We start from the raw sequence: 18,172 nt of genomic DNA on the forward strand, positions 1-18,172 counted from the left end.
GCCCGCGCCCGCCGCCGTGCCGCCGCGCGTCTGGCCCGCGCCGGGCATCGGCGTGTTCGTGTCGCCGCGGACGCGGCCGCCCGGCAGGCGGTCGTGGTCGCCGCTGCGGTGGGACGGGATCATCCCGTAGTACTCGTACAGCTCTTCCTGCTGCCGGTCGGACATGTGCTGGTCGGACACGTCGAGCCGGGGTGCGTCCTTCACCTGCTGCTTGTCCACCGGCACGGTGATCACGCCGTCACCCAGCGTGGCGTCCTGGATCGGCACGAACGACTCCTTGAGACCGAACAGGCCGGTGTGCACCGAGGCCCACAGCGGCCGGCCGTCGCGGTCGTCGAGCCAGACCTGTTTCACCGAGCCGATCCGCTCACCGTGCTCGTCGATCACTTCGCAGTCGTACAGGCGGTCCACTTCGGCCTGGTTGATCATGGCCGTGGCCCCTTTCACGAGTGGTTGTGCGTACGTGCGAAAGAGGGTTTCCCGGCTCCAAGGGCCACCTATTCGGCTGCCACCCGGACGTGTGAAATCGCGTCCCCTGAAAGAAACTCAGAGTCGACGGTTGGCCAGAACGGGGAGCGTCCGGCGCGCCGCCGCGACACTGTCCGTGTCGATGTCGGCCAGGATGGCCCCCGGCTCGCCCGCCAGCCGCTCGACCACCTCGCCCAGCGGCGACACGACCGCGCTGAACCCGATCCCGGTCGGCGCGCCGCCGTGGTTGACGCCGGGGTCGGCCTGGCCGCAGGCCAGCACCCACGACGTGCAGTCCAGCGCCCTGGCCCGCACCAGCAGCTCCCACTGCTCCCGCTTGCCCGGTCCCGCGCCCCACGACGCGCACAGCACGACCGCCGTCGCGCCCCGGTCGGCCAACGCCCGGAACAGCTCCGGGAACCGCACGTCGTAGCACGTGGCCAGGCCGAGCGTGACGCCGTCGACCTCGACCGCCACGGGCTCGGCGCCGGGCGCGACCGTGCGGGACTCGGTGAAGCCGAACGCGTCGAACAGGTGGATCTTGTCGTAGCCGACGTGCCGGCCGCCGCCGGTGACCAGCAGGGTGTTCGCGACCCGGCCGTCCGGCGCCGGCGTGAACATGCCCGCCACGACGACGACGCCGTGCTCGTCGGCGATGGCGCGCACCGCGCCCGCCCACGGCCCGTCCAGCGGCTCCGCCACCGGCCCGAGGGGCACGCCGAACCGGCACATCGTCGCCTCGGGGAACACGACCACGCGCGCACCGCCCGCCGCGGCCCGCGCCGTCCCCGCCCGCACCGCGTCGAGGTTCGCCGCCGGGTCGGTGGACGAGGCGATCTGGCACAGGGCGACACGCATGTCACCCACTCTAGGTAGTGTCGGGACTCGTGCGCTCCCTCCTGCCCCCGCTCGTCGTCGTGGCCCTCCTCGCCGCCGCGGGGTGCACCGGCACCACGACACCGAGCGCCGAGGGGACTGCGGACGGCAGCGCGCTCGTGCTCGCCGACCCGGTCGAGCCCACCACGCTGAACCCGCTGCTCGGCTACGGCCGCGACGGCGTGTCCAAGCTCTACGACGGCCTGGTGGAGCACCGGGCGGACGGCAGCGTGCGGCCCCGGCTGGCGGCCGACGCGCCGGAACCCGCCGCCGACGGGCTCAGCTGGACCGTGGAGCTGCGCGACGACGTCCGGTTCACCGACGGCACGGCGTTCGGCCCGGAGGACGTGGTGGCCACGTACCGGGCGCTGCTCGACCCGGCGTCCGGCGCCGCGGAACGCGACGCGTACGCGGAGCTGACCGGCGTGGAGCAGCTGGACGCGCGCACGGTCAGGTTCGCGCTCGCGAAGCCGTGGGCGGCGTTCCCGCACGTGCTGGTGCTCGGCATCCTGCCCAGCGAGTCGTTCGGCGTCCCGCTGCGGGACGTGAAGCCGGTCGGCACCGGCCCCTACAAGCTCGTGGAGTGGCACAAGGGCGACCGGATGGTGCTGGAGGCGAACACCGCCTACTTCGGCGGCGAGCCGAAGATCCGCAAGGTGACCGTGGTGTTCGTGCCCGACGACAACACGCGCGCCCAGCGGATGCAGGCGGGCGAGTTCGACGGCGCCGTCCTGCCGCCCCGGCTGGCCGCGTCGTTCGGCTCGGCCAACGGCCTGCGCGTCATCACGCACCGCAGCGCCGACCTGCGCGCGGTGACCCTGCCGACCGGTCCGGTGACCGGTGACCCGGCGATCCGCGCCGCGTTGAACCACGCGGTCAACCGCAAGGGCATGGTCGACAGCCTGCTGGGCGGCAAGGGCACGCCGGCGAGCACGCCGGTGCCGGACACGCTGCCCGAGTTCGTGGACACCGGCGCGGGCTTCGACTACGAGAAGCCGCGGGCCGAGCAGCTGCTCGACCAGGCGGGCTGGGTGCGCGGCACGGACGGCGTGCGGGTGCGCGACGGCGTGGCGGCCCGGTTCACCCTGATGTACCCGATCGGCGACGTGGTGCGCGCCGACCTGGCCACCGCGTTCGCCGCGGACGCCAAGGCGGTCGGCGTCGACGTGCAGCTGGCGGGCCTGAGCTGGGAGGCGGTCACGCCCCGGCTCGGCGTGGACGCCCTGCTGCACGGCGGCGGCACCCCGTTCGACCCGGACCTGATGACCTACCGGCCGCTGCACACCGGCAACCCGTGGGGCTACTCGAACCCGCAGGTCGACGCGGCCCTCGACACCGCGCGGTCGCTGCTGGACCCGGCGCAGCGCGCGGCGGCCTACAAGCAGTTCCAGCGGGCGTACGCGGCCGCTCCGGGCATGGTGGTGCTGGCCACCGTGCAGCACACGTACGTGGTGCGGGAGAACTGGAACGGCTACGAGGAGGTCGTGGACCCGCACTCGCACGGCGCGCTGTCGTGGGGCCCGTGGTGGAACCTGGAGAAGTGGACGCCCCGGTAGGCCCCGAGCCCCGGAGGGTCAGCGCTGGAGGTCCCAGACGAGGACCCGCAGCGAGATCGACGGGTCGAGCGGGTCGGCCGGGGACGTGCCGGTGACCGTCGCGTAGCCGACCCGGCCGCCGCGCGTGCGGAAGCAGAACGTCGTGCCGGCCTTGGCGGACGCGCGGGTGGAGGTCGTGCCGGCCTGGAGCCGGACGCACGCCGCCCGCTCCGGCGGCTCCGCGGACGTCCACCTGGCGACCTCGTCGCCCATGACCGACGTGGCGTCGCCGAACGCCAGGTCCCCGACGGTGAAGCCTTCCCGTGGCTCCGGGTGGTCGAAGAAGTAGCCGCCGCGCGGCCCGCCGTCGCCCTTCACGGTCACCGAGCCCTCCCACCACACCTCGACGGGAGCCGGGCCGGGGACGGGGAAGGGAGCCGGCGACGGGAGGGTCGGCGGCGCGGTCGCCCAAGGACGCCGTGACGTCGTGGTCGTCGGCTGGACCGCCGGCACGGAGGCGGTGGTCGGCTCGGCCGGGGCGGTGGTCGGCGCCTCGCCGGTCGTGGTCCGCGCCGCGTCCGTGACGGCCGGCGCGCCGTCGGCCGCGCGCTCGACGCCCGGATCGCGCAGCGCCCACCACGTGACGCCGCCGAGGAGCACGAGCGCCGCGCCCAGCAACGCCCACAGGTAGGCGTGCCGGGCCGGGTTGACGTGCACGTTCTCGACCTGGCCCGCCATGATCGCCGTGCCGACGGTCCGCGCGTCGAGCTTGTTCTCGCCCGGCCGCCGCCCGGCGTCGTCCTCGGTCATCGCCTCGACCCGCTCTCGCCGTGTCCCCCGGACATGGTGTACACGAAAGGGGACGCGGCCGACTCGGAAACGCCGGACCGGCCCGGACACCAGGGGGCTCCATGAACGACCGCATCTTCCTCGACTCGGCGGGTTCCTCGCTGCCGCCGCCGGAGGTGCTGGACGAGGTGGTCGGCCACCTCCGGCGCGAGGCGGAGGTCGGCGGGTACGTCGCCGCGCAGGAGCGGGAGGACGACCTGGAGGCCGGGTACGGGGTGTTCGCCGAGCTGCTGGGCGCGTCGCCGGACGAGGTCGCGTTCACCGACAGCTCCACCCGCGCGTGGCTGACCGCGTTCGACGCCGTGCCGCTGGCCGCCGGCGACCGGGTGCTGTTCAGCGAGGCCGAGTACGCGGGCACGGCGATCCCGATCCTGCGCCGCGCCCGCGAGGTCGGCGCCACGGCCGAGGCGGTGCCGTCGGACGAGTTCGGGCAGATCGACGTCGACGCGCTGAAGGACCTGCTGGACGAGCGGGTGAAGCTCGTGTCGCTGGTGCACGTGCCGACGAACAGCGGGCTGGTGAACCCGGCGCGCGAGGTCGCCGCCGCGGCGCACGAGGTGGGCGCGCTGGTGCTGCTGGACGCGTGCCAGTCGATCGGGCAGATGCCCGTGCGGGCGGACGAGCTGGGCGTCGACCTGATCGCGGGCGCCGGCCGCAAGTGGCTGCGCGGCCCGCGCGGCACCGGTGTGCTCGTGGTGCGCCGCCCGGCGGCCGAGCGGATGCGGCCGCGGCTGATCGACCTGCACAGCGCCGAGTGGGTCGCGCCGGACGAGATCCGGCTGCGCGACGACGCGCGCGTGCACGAGATCTGGGAGACGAACGTCGCCGCCCGGCTGGGGCTCATCGCGGCCGCCCGGTACGCCCTGGCCAGGGGCATCGACGTGATCGAGCGCGAGGTCGGCGAGCGGGCCGGGCGGCTGCGCGACGGGCTCGACGCGCTGCCCGGCGTGACGGTGCGCGACCCCGGCCTCCGCAAGGCGGGCCTGGTCACGTTCACCGTGGACGGGGTCGCGCCGGCCGACGTGCGGGACCGGCTGGCCGCCGCGGGCGTCACGGTGACCGTGAGCGGCGCGTCGTCCGCGCTGCTGGACATGACCCGGCGCGGGCTCGACGAGGTGGTGAGGGCGTCACCGCATTACTTCGTCGAGCCCGCGCAGGTGGATCAGGCGGTCGAGGCCGTGGCGGCCGTCAGCAGGTCCGCCCGGTGATGCGCGGCACGCAGTCCGAGTAGTCCAGGAACAGCTGGACCGCGGTGTCGTTGCGCGACGTCTGCGCGGCGATCACCGTGTCACGCGGGTAGAAGCCGCTGGTGCCGCTCGCCGACTTGGGGTACATCTCGAACGTGTAGCTCCAGATCTTGTGGGCGGCCCACATCCAGTCGTCGACGCTGCCGTCCGTGATGTACAGGTCGCTGGCCTGCTGCGGCGTGTAGCCGTTCAGCGACGCCATTCGCCTGCCCATCGTCTGGAACACGTTCGCCTGGGTGGCGTCCAGGCCCGCGGCCGTGTCGGCGTACGTGTAGCCGTACGGCCACAGGATCAGCTCCGAGTACGTGTGCCAGTCGATGTGCGTCTTGATCTGCTGCACACCGCCGACCACGCGGCCGTTGACGAAGTCGCGGATCCGGGCGGTCTCCGGCGCGGAGAACGCGGACGGGCCGCGGTAGGTGTCGCTCGACCCCGTGCCGCTGGAGCCGCCGCAGCAGCCCCACTGGTAGCCCCAGTTGCGGTTCGGGTCGGTGCCGACCGCGGTGGCGTTCGGCTGCCGGTTCTTCCGCCACGCGCGGAACGAGCCGGTGGCGATGTCGTACTCGGCGCCGTCCGGGTTGACGCTGGGGATGACCCAGATCTCCCGGCTGTCGACCGCGCCCTTGACGGCCGAGTTCGACGCGTAGTTGTCGGTGTACCGCTTGATGATGTGCAGGCACATCTCCACGGTCAGGTGTTCCCGCGCGTGCTGGTTGCAGGTGAACAGCACCTCGGGCTCGGCCTCGTCGACCGCCGGGTTGTCGCTGATCTTGATCATCCACAGGTCGCGGTTCTGGTACGACTTGCCGATGCTGCGCAGCGTGACGAGGTTCGGGTGGTCGCTGACCGTCTGGTTCAGCTCCGCGACCATCTCCGCGTAGTTGTGGTAGCCGGTGTAGCCGGACGGGAAGTCCTGCGCTCCGACCTCGGGGTCGGCGAAGTCCGCCTTGCCCAGGGCCGCCAGCTCGGCGTCCGCGTCGCCCGCGTGCCGCACGGGCAGGCCGGTGGCGCGCAGCGCCCGCTGCTGGCGGGCTTCCGCGATCACGGTGAGCGTGTCGCCGTCCTGGCCGAGCACGTCGACCCCGGTCCGGGCCACCGCGGTCCGGGCCTCGGGGGTGGTGGCGGTGACCTCGAAGAGGGCCCGCCCGGGGCTCTGCGCGGTCGACGGCTGAGCCGACCCGGGGTGCACGGGGAGCACCAGGGTCACGCTCGCGACCAGCGCGGCGGCCAAGAGGCCGCGCCGCTTGGTGAACATCAAGCCTCCATCATCAGCAGGGATTGCGACGGAGAAGTGCCGCACCCCGAAGAGGTGCCCACGCAGCGTGGCCCGCCGGTCACGCATCGAGGTAGCCCCCGTTTGTCGGGTTCCCCGCCGGGGCCCGGGCTGACAGTTGACGGAATTCGCGACCGCTTACCCTTGGAGGCATGCTCAGCCGCATCGACCTGCGAGGTCGTGTCCCGTCACCCGCCGAACTGCGTGCCGCGCTGCCGCGCGCCGAGGTCGACGTGGACGCGGTGCTGCATCAGGTCCGCCCCCTGGTGGAGGACGTGCGCCACCGCGGCGTCGAGGCCGTCCTGGAGCACGGCGAGAAGTTCGACAAGGTCCGGCCCGCCTCCATCCGCGTGCCCGCGTCCGAGCTGGAGCGCGCGCTGTCCGAGCTGGACCCGGCCGTCCGCGCCGCGCTGGAGGAGTCCATCGCCCGCGCCCGCAAGGTGCACGCCGACCAGCGCCGGGTCGACACGACCACCCAGGTCGTGCCCGGCGGCACGGTCACCGAGCGCTGGGTGCCGGTGTCCCGCGTCGGCCTGTACGCGCCCGGCGGCCTCGCCGTCTACCCGTCCAGCGTGGTCATGAACGTCGTGCCGGCCCAGATCGCGGGCGTCGATTCGCTGGTGGTGTGCTCGCCGCCGCAGGCCGAGTTCGACGGCCTGCCGCACCCGGCGATCCTGGCCGCCGCCGCCCTGCTCGGCGTGACCGAGGTGTGGGCCGTCGGCGGCGCGCTCGCGGTCGCCCTGCTCGCGTACGGCGGCACGGACACCGACGGCGCCCAGCTCGGCCCGGTCGACCTGGTGACCGGTCCCGGCAACATCTACCTGACCGCGGCCAAGCGCCTCCTGCGCGGCCTCATCGGCATCGACTCCGAGGCCGGCCCGACGGAGATCGCGATCCTCGCCGACGAGACCGCCGACCCGGCGCACGTGGCCGCCGACCTGATCAGCCAGGCCGAGCACGACACGCTCGCCGCGAGCGTCCTGGTCACCACGTCCGAGGAGCTGGCCGACGCCGTCGACGCGGAGCTGGACCGCCGGGTTAACGCGACCAAGCACAGCGACCGGGTGCGGACGGCGTTGCGGGGCAGGCAGTCCGGCACCGTGCTCGTGTCCAACGTGGACGACGGGCTGCGGGTGGTGGACGTGTACGCCGCCGAGCACCTGGAGATCCAGACCGCGTCGGCCCGCGAGGTCGCCGCCCGCGTGCGCGCCGCCGGCGCGATCTTCGTCGGCCCGCACTCGCCGGTGTCGCTCGGCGACTACTGCGCGGGCTCCAACCACGTGCTGCCCACGGCCGGCTGCGCGCGGCACTCGTCCGGGCTGTCGGTGCAGACGTTCCTGCGCGGCATCCACGTCATCGACTACAGCGAGGACGCGTTGCGCGACGTCGCGCCGCACGTCGTGGCGCTGGCGAACGCCGAGGACCTGCCCGCGCACGGCGAGGCCGTGACGGCGAGGTTCGGCGGATGACCCCCTCCGACACCACCCGCCCCGGTGGCGCGGTCGGCGCGCGCGTGGAGCTGGGCGACCTCCCGCTGCGCGAGGACCTGCGCGGGCGCACCCCGTACGGCGCGCCGCAGCTCGACGTGCCCGTGCGGCTGAACACCAACGAGAACCCGTACCCGCCCACCCCGGCCCTGGTCGAGGACGTGGTGCGCGAGGTGGCCGCCATCGCGGGCGAGCTGCACCGCTACCCGGACCGGGACGCGGTGGCGCTGCGCGAGGACCTGGCCGCCTACCTGGCGTCCGCCACCGGCGTGCCGCTGACCTCGGCGAACCTGTGGGCGGCCAACGGGTCGAACGAGGTGCTCCAGCAGATCCTCCAGGCGTTCGGCGGACCGGGCCGGGTCGCGCTGGGCTTCGAGCCGTCGTACTCCATGCACCCGATCATCGCCGCCGGCACCCGCACCGAGTGGGCGCCGACGCCCCGCCGCGCCGACTTCTCGCTGGACGTGGCCCGCGCGGCGGAGACCATCGCCGCACGCGCGCCCCACGTGACGTTCGTGACCAGCCCGAACAACCCGACCGGGCAGAGCCTGCCGGTGGCCGACCTGCGCGTGCTGATCGAGGCCGCGCCGGGCATCGTCGTGGTGGACGAGGCGTACGCGGAGTTCTCCTCGCGGGAGAGCGCGGTCGTGCTGCTGGACGAGCACCCGGACAAGCTGATCGTCAGCCGGACCATGAGCAAGGCGTTCGCGTTCGCGGGCGGCCGGCTCGGCTACCTCGCCGCCGCGCCCGCCGTGGTCGACGCGCTGCAGCTGGTGCGGCTGCCGTACCACCTGTCGGCGCTGACCCAGGCCGCGGCGCGGGCGTCGCTGCGGCACGCGTCCGAGACGCTCGGCTCGGTGGCCAGGCTGGCCGCCGAACGCGACCGGGTGGCCGACTCGCTCGCGGGCCTGGGCTTCTCCGTCGTGCCGAGCGACGCGAACTTCGTGCTGTTCGGCTGGTTCGAGGACGCGCGCGCCACGTGGCGGTCCTACCTGGAACGCGGTGTGCTGATCAGGGACGTCGGCATCGCCGGACATCTGCGGGTGACGGTCGGTACTCCGGAGGAGAACGACGCGTTCCTCGCGGCGAGCAAGGAGGTTGACCGGTGAGCCGGGTCGGCAAGGTGGAGCGCACCACCAGGGAATCGTCGGTGTACGTCGAGATCGACCTCGACGGCACCGGCAAGGTCGAGATCGGCACGGGTGTGCCGTTCTACGACCACATGCTCACCGCGCTGGGCGTGCACGGGTCGTTCGACCTGGTCGTGCGCGCCACGGGTGACGTGGAGATCGACGCCCACCACACCGTGGAGGACGTCGCGATCGTGCTCGGCCAGGCGCTGCGGGAGGCGTTGGGCGACAAGGCGGGCATCCGCCGGTTCGGCGACGCGTGGATCCCGATGGACGAGACGCTGGCGCACGCGGCGGTGGACGTGTCCGGGCGGCCCTACTGCGTGCACGTGGGAGAGCCGGAGCAGTTCAACGCCTTCACCATCGGCGGGAACTACCCGTTCGTGCTGAACCGGCACGTGTTCGACTCGCTCGCGTTCCACGCGGGCATCGCGCTGCACGTGCGGGTCGAGTACGGGCGCGACCCGCACCACATCACCGAGGCCGAGTTCAAGGCGGTCGCGCGGGCGTTGCGCGCGGCCGTCGAGCCCGACCCGCGCGTGGGGGGCGTGCCCTCCACCAAGGGCGTCCTCTGATGCCGAAGGAGTACGTGGTCATCGGCCTGCTCGCGCTGGCCGGTTTCCTCGGCGGCGGCGTCTACAGCACGTGGAAGACCGCGCGCGGTCTGGCGGTGGTCCTGATCGTGCTCACCCTGGCCGCCGTGGCCGCCGCCGTCGCCTGGCTCCTCTGAGCCGGCCCGCCCGCCACCCGAACGGACACGACCTGAGCCGTTCGGGACCGGCGGGCTTGGCTGTCTGCGTATGGTTGGTCACATGTCGTCACCGGGTGAGGCCACCATCGCCGCCGGTCGTCCCCGGGAACGGGCCGACGCCGCCCGCAACCGGGCCCGCGTGCTCGCCGCCGCCGAAGAGGTGTTCGCGGCCGCGGGCGGGGCGGTGGGCGTGACGATGGAGGACATCGCCCGCGCCGCCGGGGTGGGCCGCGCGACGCTCTACCGGCGCTACCCGGACACGACGTCGATCGCGCAGGCCCTGCTGGACGAGCACGAGTACGAGATCCAGGAGCGCATCCTCAGCGGTCCGCCGCCGCTGGGTCCGGGGGCGCCGCCGGACGAGCGGCTGGCGGCGTTCTACCGGACGATGGTCGGCCTGCTGGAACGGCACCTGCACCTGGTGCTGGGCGCGGACACGGGCCGGGCGCGGTTCCGGGCCGGCGCCTACGGCTTCTGGAGACGGCACGTGGCGTCGCTGGTGGACGGCGCGCCGGCGGCCGTCGTGGACGCCCTGATGGCGCCCCTGGCCCCGGAGGTCTACCAGTACCAGCGGCACGTGCGAGGACTCGGGCCGGACGAGGTCGTGGCGGGCCTCGACTGGCTCACCCGGCGTGTTCTCGCAGGTGGTTAGGCGGCACGGCGGCGGTCAGCCACACGCCGTTCGCGCTGAGCCGGAACTCGTGGCCGGCGGCGGACATCGCCGCGGCGTCGACCTCCAGCACCACCGGCTTCCCCCGGCGCGCCCCCACGCGGACGGCCGTCTCGACGGTCGCGGACAGGTGCACGTCGTGCCGCCGCATGGGCCGCAGCCCGTCCCGCAGGATGTCCGGCAGGAACCGGGCCACGGTCCCGTGGAACAGCACCGGCGGCGGCTCGGCGACCGGCAGGTCCAGCGCGACGTCCACGGTGTGGCCCTGGCTGGCCCGGATGCGCCCGTCCACGACGGCGAACCGCTGCTTGTCGTTGGCCGCGACGACCTCCAGCACCTGGTCCGTCGTCACCCGCAGGGCGCGGGCGAACTCGTCCAGCTCCACCCACCCCGCCGGGTCGAGGGTCAGCCCGACCTCCCCCGGCGCGTGGCGGAGGTGTTTAGACATCCGCTTCGACAAGCGGATCATGTCCTTCTCTTGCACGGCTCCCAGTGCAGCACGGGGGCGCAAGCGGGTTTCCCGCGCCACGTCCCGCGCCACGTCCCGCGCCACGTCCCGCGCCAACTTCCGCGACACTTCCCGTGCGGCTTCACGTGCCGCCCTCGACGGCGGGCTTGAGCTTCGGCGCGCCGGGACCGTCGGCGGCCTGCTCGTCGTCGAAGTTGTGCAGGAAGCAGCTCCGCAGCGACAGGCAGCCACACCCGATGCACGACGTCAGCCGGTCCCGCAGCCGGCGCAGCGCGTCGATCCGGGCGTCCAGCTCGACCTGCCAGGACGCGGACAGCCTGCTCCAGTCCGACTTGGTGGGCGTGCGGTTGTCGGGCAGCGTGGCCAGCGCGGCGTGCACGTCCTCCAGCGACAGGCCGACCCGCTGCGCGGTGCGGATGAACGCCAGCCGGCGCAGCACGTGCCGGGGGTACCGGCGCTGGTTGCCCGCCGTCCGCTCCGACGCGATCAGCCCCCGTTCCTCGTAGAACCTCAGCGCGGTGTGCGGCACACCGCTGCGCTCGGCCACCTGACCGATGGTCAACATCTCGGGCAACTTGCTCACGTGCGCATCCTATGGGTTGACCTCCACATAGGTCGAGGTTGTTGAGTGGGTTCATGGCAGTCAAGGGAGGGCTGGGACTCGCGGACATCCCCGCGTTGTTCCGGCGGATGACGGGGGACGAGAAGCACGAGTGGGCCGCGGCGTCCACGCTCGACGTGCTGTGGGTGCTCTACGACCGGGTGCTGGACGTGTCACCGGACCGGGTGGACGACCCGGACCGCGACCGGTTCCTGCTGTCCAAGGGGCACGGGCCGATGGCGTACTACGCCGTGCTGGCCGCGAAGGGCTACCTCGATCCGTCCACATTGGACAACTGGACCGCGTGGGACTCCCCGCTCGGGCAGCACCCCGACCGCGTCCTCGTCAAGGGCGTGGAGATCAGCAGCGGCTCGCTGGGGCACGGTCTGCCGATCGCCGTCGGCACCGCCCTCGGGCTGCGTCTCCAAGGTCGCACCGCGCGGACGTTCGTGCTGGTCGGGGACGCGGAGCTGGACGAGGGCAGCAACCACGAGGCGATCGCGCTGGCCGGACGGCTCGGCCTGGACCGCCTCGTCACGGTGGTGGTGGACAACGAGTCCGGCACGCACGGCTGGCCCGGTGGGGTGGCGAAGCGGTTCGAGGTCGAGGGCTGGCGGGCGTCCACAGTGGACGGTTGTGACCACGACGCCTTGCACGCGGCGTTCACGCAGGACCACACCGGCCGCCCGCTGGCCGTGGTGGCGAAGATCCGGAAGGGGGAGTGGTGATGTCGATGCGACAGGTGTTCGTGGACACCGTGGAGGACGTGATGCGGCACGACCCGCGGGTCGCGGTCGTGATCGCCGAGATCTCGCGGGACGTGTTCACCCCGCAAGAACGCCTGATCAACGTGGGCATCCGCGAACAGGCGTTGGTGGGCGTGGGCAGCGGCCTCGCGTTGACCGGGATGCGGCCGGTCGTGCACACCTACGCGCCGTTCCTGGTCGAACGGCCGTTCGAGCAGATCAAGCTGGACTTCGGCCACCAGGACGTCGGCGGCGTGCTCGTCAGCATCGGCGGCTCCTACGACGACCCCGTGTGGGGCCGCACGCACCAGGCTCCCGGCGACGTGACGCTGTTCGACACCCTCCCCGGCTGGACGGTCCGGGTCCCCGGCCACCCGGACGAGGTCGGGCCGATCGTCCGCGACGCTCTGGAGCGCGACGACCGGATCTACATTCGCCTGTCCCTGCGGGAGAACGAGTCGCCGCACCCGGTGGTCGAGGGGTTCACCGAGGTGCGGCGCGGCCGGCGGGGCGTCGTGGTGGCCGTCGGGCCGATGCTGGACAAGGTGCTGGAGGCCACCCGGGACGCGGACGTGACCGTGCTCTACGCGACCACCGTCCGGCCGTTCGACGCGGCGGGCCTCCAGGCGGCGGTGGACCGGGCCGACCACGCCGACGTGCTGCTGGTCGAGCCCTACCTGGAGGGCACGTCCACGCACCTCGCCGCCGAGGCGCTGGCCGACGTGCCGCACCGGCTGCGGTCTCTCGGTGTGCGGCGCGACTTCGAGCTCCGCGCCTACGGCACCGCCGAGGACCACGATTCCGCGCACGACCTCGACGTGCTCGGCATCACCGCGGCCGTGCGTCGGATGTTCGGCCACCCGGCGGCTGCGGCATGATCTCTGCCTGTGAGCGTGCCGAGAACCCTGATCTGGACACCCGCGCCGACCGCCGAGTTGCAGCTGAACCTGCACCGCGCGGCCGCGGGCCCGGCCGCCCTGGTCCCGGTGCCGTCCGGGACGGTGCTGCTGCCGCGCAGGCAGATCGGGTTCCCGGCCGCCGCACGGCTCGCCGAGCAGGTCCGCGACACCGGCACGGCGGCCCTGCTGCTGCGCTGGGGCCCCGGCGCCGAGGTGTGGACCGACGGTGACCGCGCCGGGTCGACCGGCCCCGCCCGGCGGCTGGTCGGCCTGCTGCGCTGGTGGCGGCTCGACGCCCGCCCCCTGGCCGTCGAGCTGCCCGACGACGTCGCCGAGGTCCGGGCGCTGGTGGACGAGGGCCGCGCCGACACGTGGGTGACCGCCCTGCCGACCAAGGCCGGTCTGCCGATCAACACCGTGCTGCCGGTGGTACCGGTCATCCAGGGCGGCTCGCCGTTGGCATAGCCTGGTGACGTGGCACGAGTCGTCGTACTGGACTACGGATCAGGCAACCTCCGCTCCGCCGAGCGCGCGCTCCAACGCGTCGGCGCCGACGTGGAGGTGACGTCGGACCATCGGGCGGTGCTCGACGCCGACGGCCTGGTCGTCCCCGGCGTCGGCGCGTACGCGGCGTGCATGGAGGGCCTCAACGCGGTCAAGGGCGGCCTGCTCATCGGCCGGCGCCTCGCCGGCGGGCGCCCCGTGCTCGGCATCTGCGTCGGCATGCAGATCCTGTTCGCGCACGGCATCGAGCACGGCGTCGACACCGAGGGCTGCGGCGAGTGGCCGGGCACGGTGGAGCGGCTGGAGGCCCCGATCGTGCCGCACATGGGCTGGAACACGGTCCAGGCGCCCGAGGGCAGCGGGCTGTTCGCCGGCCTCGACCCCGACACCCGCTTCTACTTCGTGCACTCCTACGGCGTGCGCAGGTGGGAGCTGGAGCAGTCCGACGCCCTCCGCGCGCCGCTGGTCACGTGGTCCGAGCACGGCGGCGACCGGTTCGTCGCGGCCGTCGAGAACGGCCCGCTGTGGGCGACGCAGTTCCACCCGGAGAAGTCCGGCGACGCGGGCGCGCACCTGCTGGAGAACTGGCTGAAGAGCTTCGCCTAGCGTCAACTAGGCTGTTCGCGTGACTTTCACGCTGCTCCCGGCTGTCGACGTGGCCGACGGCCTTGCGGTTCGGCTCGTGCAAGGCGAGGCCGGAACCGAGACCTCCTACGGTGACCCGCTGGACGCCGCGCTCGCGTGGCAGCGCGACGGCGCCGAGTGGGTGCACCTGGTCGACCTCGACGCCGCGTTCGGCCGCGGCAGCAACCGCGAGCTGCTGGCCCGCGTGGTCGGCGAGCTGGACGTCAAGGTGGAGCTGTCCGGCGGCATCCGCGACGACGCGTCGCTGGCCGCCGCGCTCGCCACCGGCTGCGCCAGGGTGAACCTGGGCACCGCCGCGCTGGAGGACCCGGTGTGGTGCGCGAAGGTCGTCGCCGAGCACGGCGACAAGGTCGCGGTCGGCCTCGACGTGCGGATCACCGAGCAGGGCCACCGGCTGGCCGCGCGCGGCTGGACGCAGGACGGCGGCGACCTGTGGGACGTGCTGGAGCGGCTGGACCGCGACGGCTGCTCCCGGTACGTCGTGACGGACGTGAGCAAGGACGGCACGCTCCAGGGCCCGAACGTGGACCTGCTGCGCGAGGTGTGCGCGCGCACCGACGCGCCGGTGATCGCCTCCGGCGGCGTGTCCAGTGTGGACGACCTGGTGGCGCTGGCGGCGCTGGCGCGCGACGGCGTGGAGGGCGCGATCGTGGGCAAGGCGCTCTACGCGGGCGCGTTCACGCTGCCGGAGGCGCTGGCCGCGGTCCGCGCCTGATCGCGTCCTCGATCTCCCGGACGATGTGGGCCTCCGCGGCCTCCCTGGTCACGCCCGTGCGGGCCAGGGCCCTGGCCGCGGCGCCCTCCTCCTCGGCGAGCAGTCCGAGCAGCAGGTGCTCGGTTCCCACGAACGTGTGACCGTGGCGCAGTGACGCGCGCACGGCCAGTTCCAGCGCCTTCTTGCAGTGCGTGGTGAACGGCTGCGGGTCGGGCCGCTCCCGCACCGTGCCGTCGAGGTCGATCAGCACGGCCAGGCGCGTGGTGCCCTCCGCCGCCTCCAGCCTGGCGATGGTCTTCGCGGCGAGGCCGCCCGACTCGTCCAGCAGGCCGAGCAGCAGGTGCTCGGTGCCGATGTGCTCGCTGAACCGGGCGTGGTGGCGGGCCAGTACGACGACCCGCCGCGCCCGATCGGTGTAGCGGTCGAACCTCGGCTTCAGGTCCGGCGACTCCTTGGGCACGAACCGCTTCTGCGCGGCCTGCTTGGTGACGCCGAGGCTCTCGCCGATGTCGGTCCAGCTCGCCCCCGCGCGCCGCGCCTCGTCCACGAAGTGCCCGATCAGGTGATCTCCGAGCTCGTCCAGCCGGCCGCTCAGCTCGACGGCGGCGGCCAGCCTGCCGAGCACGTCCGGGTGTTCCGACGCGACGGCGACGATGAGGTCCGTGAGCTGGACCGGGGCGCTGACCATCCGTCAACTCTAGGTTGACGCCAGACGGGTGGTCAACTTCGGGTTGACGGCACGATCTCGATGCCGACCGTGCCCTCGCGGCCCCGGCGGAGGCGACTGCCGAGCATGGTGAGCCTGCCCACCACGCCGTACTTCTTCGCGATCAGCGACCGGACGCGGTCGCTCTCGGTCTGGTCGAGCAGGCGCGCGGTGGCCGGGACCTGCTCGCCGGTGGGGTTGCCCCTGAAGTCGCACGGCCCGATCCGGACGTCGCCGCCGCGGCGGATGCGCTTGACCTTGCCCGCGTCGGCCGCGGACCACGCGTAGAGCGTGCCGCCCTCCCCGGCCACCCAGACGGGTGTCGGCACGGGGGTGCCGTCCTTGCGGAAGGTGGTCAACAACAGGTACTTGCCGGCTGCGAGGTCCATGGTCGCCGACGGTAGTCCGCCGCCACCGCGACCGTCGCGCGTGGACCTGCCGCCCGAGGACCGTCGTGCGTGGACCTGCCGGCCGAGGACCGTCGCGCGTGGACCCCGCGGACACGTTACTGCCCCGCGTCGGCCCCCGACGCAGGTCCAAGGGACCCCGGGATGCGGAAGAGCCCCGCTCCCACGAGGGGAACGGGGCTCAGCCGGTAACGCTCAGGTCAGATGACCGTCACGTTGGTGGCCTGGGGGCCCTTGGCGCCCTGGCCGACATCGAAGCTCACGCGCTGGTTCTCTTCCAGGCTGCGGTAGCCGCCGCTCTGGATCTCCGAGTAGTGGACGAACACGTCCGCGCCGCCATCCTCGGGGGAGATGAAGCCGAAGCCCTTCTCCGAGTTGAACCACTTCACGGTGCCCTGCGCCATGCTTTACTCCTCATACAGCTACCAACGGGGCGAACGCACCCGCTGAGGCCGGTCCAAACGCTGACCCTGAGGAATCACACGCTCAAACGCGTTTCGCGAGCGTGGATGACACGAACACAAAACTTGCGACCTCCACAAGTGAACCACACTTTCGCCGCCACGTCGCCCCCAACGGCCGGCGAGTCGGAGGTTCGCGTCACACCCGCCTCCCGCCCGCGTGCGGGCGAGCCGTGCGCGCGGGCACCACGAGTCGGTCGCCCACCAGCGCACCCGTAGGCTTTTACCCATGTCAGTAGCGGTGCGCGTGATCCCCTGCCTCGACGTCGACCGCGGCCGGGTGGTGAAGGGCGTGAACTTCACCAACCTCGTCGACGCGGGCGACCCGGTCGAGCTGGCGCGGGCCTACGACGCCGAGGGCGCCGACGAGTTGACGTTCCTCGACGTGACCGCCTCGTCCGGCGACCGCGAGACGACGTTCGACGTGGTGCGCCGCACCGCCGAGCAGGTGTTCATCCCGCTGACCGTGGGCGGTGGGGTGCGCAGCGCCGAGGACGTCGACAAGCTGCTGCGCGCGGGCGCGGACAAGGTCAGCGTCAACACGGCCGCGATCGCCCGCCCGGAGCTGCTGGGCGAGCTGTCCCGCCGGTTCGGCGCGCAGTGCATCGTGCTGTCGGTGGACGCCCGGCGCGTCCCGGAGGGCGAACCGCCCACGCCGTCCGGGTTCGAGGTCACCACGCACGGCGGCCGCCGCGGCACCGGCATCGACGCGGTCGAGTGGGCCGCGCGCGGCCAGGAGCTGGGCGTCGGCGAGATCCTGCTGAACTCGATGGACGCGGACGGCACCAAGGTCGGGTTCGACCTGGAGCTGATCCGGTTGACCCGCAAGGTCGTGGACGTGCCGCTGATCGCCAGCGGCGGCGCCGGTGTCCTGGATCACTTCCCGCCCGCCGTGGCGGAGGGCGCGGACGCCGTGCTCGCGGCGAGCGTCTTCCACTTCGGCGCGCTGCGCATCGGCGACGTGAAGCGGACCCTGCGCGACGCGGGCGTGGAGGTCCGGTGATGCCGAACGCCCGCAACGCGCCGCCCGAGGCGACCCTCGCGACCCTGCTCGGCGCGGGCGGCGGCCTGGCGTTCGTGCTCATGGGCCTGATCCAGTGGCAGGTCGAGGGCGACTCCGGCTGGATGAGGTTCCCGGTCACCGTCGCGGTGGTGGAGCTGGTCGTGGTCGGCGGCCTCTACGCCGGCCTGCGCCCGGCCCGCCTCGCGGCCGCGATCGTGTACGCCCTGGTCGCGCTGATCCACCTGCTCGCCGTGCTCAACGACGGCCCCGTGTGGCTGCGCGTGCTGTCCGCCGTCCTCTCCGCGGTCCACGTGTTCGGCGTGGTGCTGCTCAACACCCGGCCCGTCCGCATCCACTTCCTCGGAGGACAGCGTTGACCAGCGCGCTCGACCCGTCCATCGCGTCCCGGCTGAAGCGCACCGCCGACGGGCTGGTGTGCGCCGTGGCCCAGCGGCGCGGCACGGGGGAGGTGCTGATGGTGGCGTGGATGGACGACGAGGCCCTGCACCGGACGCTCACCACCCGCCGCGCCACGTACTACTCGCGCAGCCGGCAGCAGCTGTGGGTGAAGGGCGAGACGTCCGGGCACACGCAGCACGTGCACGAGGTGCGGCTCGACTGCGACGGCGACACGGTGCTGCTGGTCGTGGACCAGGTCGGCGCGGCCTGCCACACGGGCGACGCGACGTGCTTCGACTCGACCGTGCTGCTCGGCGCGGGCTGACCGGTT

At 73.2% G+C, this 18,172-nt stretch carries 24 protein-coding genes; 15 read left to right on the plus strand and 9 right to left on the minus strand.

Annotated elements, in window-relative coordinates; all coding sequences use genetic code 11:
- The coding region (locus ACFQ3T_RS09960; protein ID WP_380722593.1) for a PRC-barrel domain-containing protein at positions 1–429 on the minus strand (429 nt) is incomplete at its 3' end.
- Between the two features lie 117 nt (positions 430–546).
- Entirely contained in the window at positions 547–1,326 is a 780-nt protein-coding gene (locus ACFQ3T_RS09965) for a carbon-nitrogen hydrolase family protein (RefSeq protein ID WP_380722595.1), read from the minus strand.
- A gap of 29 nt (positions 1,327–1,355) precedes the next feature.
- On the opposite strand from ACFQ3T_RS09965, the gene ACFQ3T_RS09970 reads away from it, so the two are divergent.
- Entirely contained in the window at positions 1,356–2,900 is a 1,545-nt protein-coding gene (locus ACFQ3T_RS09970) for an ABC transporter substrate-binding protein (protein ID WP_380722597.1), read from the plus strand.
- 18 nt (positions 2,901–2,918) lie between these two features.
- On the opposite strand, the gene ACFQ3T_RS09975 is transcribed toward ACFQ3T_RS09970, so the two are convergent.
- Positions 2,919–3,689, minus strand: a complete 771-nt coding sequence (locus ACFQ3T_RS09975; RefSeq protein ID WP_380722599.1) for a hypothetical protein — start codon at positions 3,687–3,689, stop codon at positions 2,919–2,921.
- A gap of 101 nt (positions 3,690–3,790) precedes the next feature.
- Between ACFQ3T_RS09975 and ACFQ3T_RS09980 the strand changes: the two genes are divergently transcribed.
- Positions 3,791–4,936 carry an aminotransferase class V-fold PLP-dependent enzyme gene (locus ACFQ3T_RS09980; protein WP_380722601.1) on the plus strand — a complete coding sequence of 382 codons (1,146 nt, stop codon included), beginning with the start codon at positions 3,791–3,793 and terminating at the stop codon, positions 4,934–4,936.
- On the opposite strand, the gene ACFQ3T_RS09985 is transcribed toward ACFQ3T_RS09980, so the two are convergent.
- Positions 4,917–6,230 (minus strand): M14 family metallopeptidase, encoded by a 1,314-nt coding sequence (locus ACFQ3T_RS09985; protein ID WP_380722603.1) that lies wholly within the window; start codon positions 6,228–6,230, stop codon positions 4,917–4,919. The genes ACFQ3T_RS09980 and ACFQ3T_RS09985 overlap by 20 nt on opposite strands.
- Positions 6,231–6,400: 170 nt before the next feature.
- Between ACFQ3T_RS09985 and hisD the strand changes: the two genes are divergently transcribed.
- The 5 genes from hisD (at position 6,401) to ACFQ3T_RS10010 (ending at position 10,268) form a co-directional block, all read left to right on the plus strand.
- Positions 6,401–7,717, plus strand: coding sequence for a histidinol dehydrogenase (gene hisD, locus ACFQ3T_RS09990; RefSeq protein ID WP_380722605.1), 1,317 nt, complete (start codon positions 6,401–6,403; stop codon positions 7,715–7,717).
- Positions 7,714–8,844, plus strand: coding sequence for a histidinol-phosphate transaminase (locus tag ACFQ3T_RS09995; protein WP_380722607.1), 1,131 nt, complete (start codon positions 7,714–7,716; stop codon positions 8,842–8,844). Before hisD ends, ACFQ3T_RS09995 begins: the two co-directional genes overlap by 4 nt.
- On the plus strand, positions 8,841–9,440 hold the full coding sequence (gene hisB / locus ACFQ3T_RS10000; protein WP_380722609.1) for an imidazoleglycerol-phosphate dehydratase HisB: 600 nt from the start codon (positions 8,841–8,843) through the stop codon (positions 9,438–9,440). The genes ACFQ3T_RS09995 and hisB overlap by 4 nt, the downstream gene beginning before the upstream one ends.
- Positions 9,440–9,595, plus strand: a complete 156-nt coding sequence (locus ACFQ3T_RS10005) for a hypothetical protein (protein ID WP_380722611.1) — start codon at positions 9,440–9,442, stop codon at positions 9,593–9,595. Before hisB ends, ACFQ3T_RS10005 begins: the two co-directional genes overlap by 1 nt.
- Positions 9,596–9,677: 82 nt before the next feature.
- Complete coding sequence (locus ACFQ3T_RS10010; protein ID WP_380722613.1) at positions 9,678–10,268, plus strand: TetR/AcrR family transcriptional regulator; 591 nt, start codon at positions 9,678–9,680, stop codon at positions 10,266–10,268.
- On the opposite strand, the gene ACFQ3T_RS10015 is transcribed toward ACFQ3T_RS10010, so the two are convergent.
- The gene (locus tag ACFQ3T_RS10015; RefSeq protein WP_380722615.1) at positions 10,240–10,755 is read right to left on the minus strand and encodes an RNA 2'-phosphotransferase; all 516 of its coding nucleotides are present in this window, start codon (positions 10,753–10,755) and stop codon (positions 10,240–10,242) included. The two genes, ACFQ3T_RS10010 and ACFQ3T_RS10015, sit on opposite strands and share 29 nt — an antisense overlap.
- 121 nt (positions 10,756–10,876) lie before the next feature.
- Positions 10,877–11,320, minus strand: coding sequence for a redox-sensitive transcriptional activator SoxR (soxR, locus tag ACFQ3T_RS10020; protein WP_380722672.1), 444 nt, complete (start codon positions 11,318–11,320; stop codon positions 10,877–10,879).
- Positions 11,321–11,391: 71 nt separating this feature from the next.
- Between soxR and ACFQ3T_RS10025 the strand changes: the two genes are divergently transcribed.
- The 5 genes from ACFQ3T_RS10025 to priA are packed head-to-tail and all read left to right on the plus strand — an operon-like array spanning position 11,392 to position 14,865.
- Positions 11,392–12,084, plus strand: coding sequence for a thiamine pyrophosphate-dependent enzyme (locus ACFQ3T_RS10025; RefSeq protein WP_380722617.1), 693 nt, complete (start codon positions 11,392–11,394; stop codon positions 12,082–12,084).
- Positions 12,084–12,980 carry a transketolase family protein gene (locus tag ACFQ3T_RS10030; RefSeq protein ID WP_380722619.1) on the plus strand — a complete coding sequence of 299 codons (897 nt, stop codon included), beginning with the start codon at positions 12,084–12,086 and terminating at the stop codon, positions 12,978–12,980. The genes ACFQ3T_RS10025 and ACFQ3T_RS10030 overlap by 1 nt, the downstream gene beginning before the upstream one ends.
- Before the next feature lie 9 nt (positions 12,981–12,989).
- Positions 12,990–13,466: a hypothetical protein gene (locus ACFQ3T_RS10035; RefSeq protein ID WP_380722621.1), complete on the plus strand. Its 477-nt coding sequence runs from the start codon at positions 12,990–12,992 to the stop codon at positions 13,464–13,466.
- Positions 13,467–13,475: 9 nt separating this feature from the next.
- Positions 13,476–14,111 carry an imidazole glycerol phosphate synthase subunit HisH gene (gene hisH / locus ACFQ3T_RS10040; protein ID WP_380722623.1) on the plus strand — a complete coding sequence of 212 codons (636 nt, stop codon included), beginning with the start codon at positions 13,476–13,478 and terminating at the stop codon, positions 14,109–14,111.
- A gap of 19 nt (positions 14,112–14,130) precedes the next feature.
- On the plus strand, positions 14,131–14,865 hold the full coding sequence (gene priA, locus ACFQ3T_RS10045; protein ID WP_380722625.1) for a bifunctional 1-(5-phosphoribosyl)-5-((5-phosphoribosylamino)methylideneamino)imidazole-4-carboxamide isomerase/phosphoribosylanthranilate isomerase PriA: 735 nt from the start codon (positions 14,131–14,133) through the stop codon (positions 14,863–14,865).
- On the opposite strand, the gene ACFQ3T_RS10050 is transcribed toward priA, so the two are convergent.
- The 3 genes from ACFQ3T_RS10050 to ACFQ3T_RS10060 all read right to left on the minus strand — a co-directional run bounded on the left by ACFQ3T_RS10050 (position 14,828) and on the right by ACFQ3T_RS10060 (position 16,382).
- Positions 14,828–15,553, minus strand: a complete 726-nt coding sequence (locus ACFQ3T_RS10050; RefSeq protein ID WP_380722627.1) for a Clp protease N-terminal domain-containing protein — start codon at positions 15,551–15,553, stop codon at positions 14,828–14,830. The two genes, priA and ACFQ3T_RS10050, sit on opposite strands and share 38 nt — an antisense overlap.
- Before the next feature lie 32 nt (positions 15,554–15,585).
- On the minus strand, positions 15,586–15,960 hold the full coding sequence (locus ACFQ3T_RS10055; RefSeq protein ID WP_380722629.1) for a PPOX class F420-dependent oxidoreductase: 375 nt from the start codon (positions 15,958–15,960) through the stop codon (positions 15,586–15,588).
- Between the two features lie 218 nt (positions 15,961–16,178).
- Positions 16,179–16,382 (minus strand): cold-shock protein, encoded by a 204-nt coding sequence (locus ACFQ3T_RS10060; RefSeq protein WP_033437808.1) that lies wholly within the window; start codon positions 16,380–16,382, stop codon positions 16,179–16,181.
- A gap of 286 nt (positions 16,383–16,668) precedes the next feature.
- On the opposite strand from ACFQ3T_RS10060, the gene hisF reads away from it, so the two are divergent.
- From hisF to hisI, 3 genes are read left to right on the plus strand one after another with little or no spacing between them, the layout of a single operon-like run.
- Positions 16,669–17,442: an imidazole glycerol phosphate synthase subunit HisF gene (gene hisF, locus ACFQ3T_RS10065; protein WP_380722632.1), complete on the plus strand. Its 774-nt coding sequence runs from the start codon at positions 16,669–16,671 to the stop codon at positions 17,440–17,442.
- Entirely contained in the window at positions 17,442–17,819 is a 378-nt protein-coding gene (locus ACFQ3T_RS10070; RefSeq protein WP_380722634.1) for a hypothetical protein, read from the plus strand. Before hisF ends, ACFQ3T_RS10070 begins: the two co-directional genes overlap by 1 nt.
- Positions 17,816–18,166: a phosphoribosyl-AMP cyclohydrolase gene (hisI, locus tag ACFQ3T_RS10075; protein WP_380722636.1), complete on the plus strand. Its 351-nt coding sequence runs from the start codon at positions 17,816–17,818 to the stop codon at positions 18,164–18,166. Before ACFQ3T_RS10070 ends, hisI begins: the two co-directional genes overlap by 4 nt.
- Positions 18,167–18,172 lie beyond the last annotated feature (6 nt).

The organism is Saccharothrix hoggarensis (assembly GCF_042678885.1).
Taxonomy (GTDB): Bacteria; Actinomycetota; Actinomycetes; order Mycobacteriales; family Pseudonocardiaceae; genus Actinosynnema; species Actinosynnema hoggarensis.

Excerpts from the sequence above, each read along its gene's own strand:
- ACFQ3T_RS09965 (WP_380722595.1), bottom strand. The coding sequence starts at position 1,326 with ATGCGTGTCGCCCTGTGCCAGATCGCCTCGTCCACCGACCCGGCGGCG.
- ACFQ3T_RS09975 (WP_380722599.1), bottom strand. The coding sequence starts at position 3,689 with ATGACCGAGGACGACGCCGGGCGGCGGCCGGGCGAGAACAAGCTCGAC.
- ACFQ3T_RS09980 (WP_380722601.1), top strand. The coding sequence starts at position 3,791 with ATGAACGACCGCATCTTCCTCGACTCGGCGGGTTCCTCGCTGCCGCCG.
- ACFQ3T_RS09985 (WP_380722603.1), bottom strand. The coding sequence starts at position 6,230 with ATGTTCACCAAGCGGCGCGGCCTCTTGGCCGCCGCGCTGGTCGCGAGC.
- hisD (WP_380722605.1), top strand. The coding sequence starts at position 6,401 with ATGCTCAGCCGCATCGACCTGCGAGGTCGTGTCCCGTCACCCGCCGAA.
- ACFQ3T_RS09995 (WP_380722607.1), top strand. The coding sequence starts at position 7,714 with ATGACCCCCTCCGACACCACCCGCCCCGGTGGCGCGGTCGGCGCGCGC.
- ACFQ3T_RS10005 (WP_380722611.1), top strand. The coding sequence starts at position 9,440 with ATGCCGAAGGAGTACGTGGTCATCGGCCTGCTCGCGCTGGCCGGTTTC.
- ACFQ3T_RS10010 (WP_380722613.1), top strand. The coding sequence starts at position 9,678 with ATGTCGTCACCGGGTGAGGCCACCATCGCCGCCGGTCGTCCCCGGGAA.
- ACFQ3T_RS10015 (WP_380722615.1), bottom strand. The coding sequence starts at position 10,755 with ATGATCCGCTTGTCGAAGCGGATGTCTAAACACCTCCGCCACGCGCCG.
- soxR (WP_380722672.1), bottom strand. The coding sequence starts at position 11,320 with ATGTTGACCATCGGTCAGGTGGCCGAGCGCAGCGGTGTGCCGCACACC.
- ACFQ3T_RS10025 (WP_380722617.1), top strand. The coding sequence starts at position 11,392 with ATGGCAGTCAAGGGAGGGCTGGGACTCGCGGACATCCCCGCGTTGTTC.
- ACFQ3T_RS10030 (WP_380722619.1), top strand. The coding sequence starts at position 12,084 with ATGTCGATGCGACAGGTGTTCGTGGACACCGTGGAGGACGTGATGCGG.
- ACFQ3T_RS10050 (WP_380722627.1), bottom strand. The coding sequence starts at position 15,553 with ATGGTCAGCGCCCCGGTCCAGCTCACGGACCTCATCGTCGCCGTCGCG.
- ACFQ3T_RS10055 (WP_380722629.1), bottom strand. The coding sequence starts at position 15,960 with ATGGACCTCGCAGCCGGCAAGTACCTGTTGTTGACCACCTTCCGCAAG.
- ACFQ3T_RS10060 (WP_033437808.1), bottom strand. The coding sequence starts at position 16,382 with ATGGCGCAGGGCACCGTGAAGTGGTTCAACTCGGAGAAGGGCTTCGGC.
- hisF (WP_380722632.1), top strand. The coding sequence starts at position 16,669 with ATGTCAGTAGCGGTGCGCGTGATCCCCTGCCTCGACGTCGACCGCGGC.
- ACFQ3T_RS10070 (WP_380722634.1), top strand. The coding sequence starts at position 17,442 with ATGCCGAACGCCCGCAACGCGCCGCCCGAGGCGACCCTCGCGACCCTG.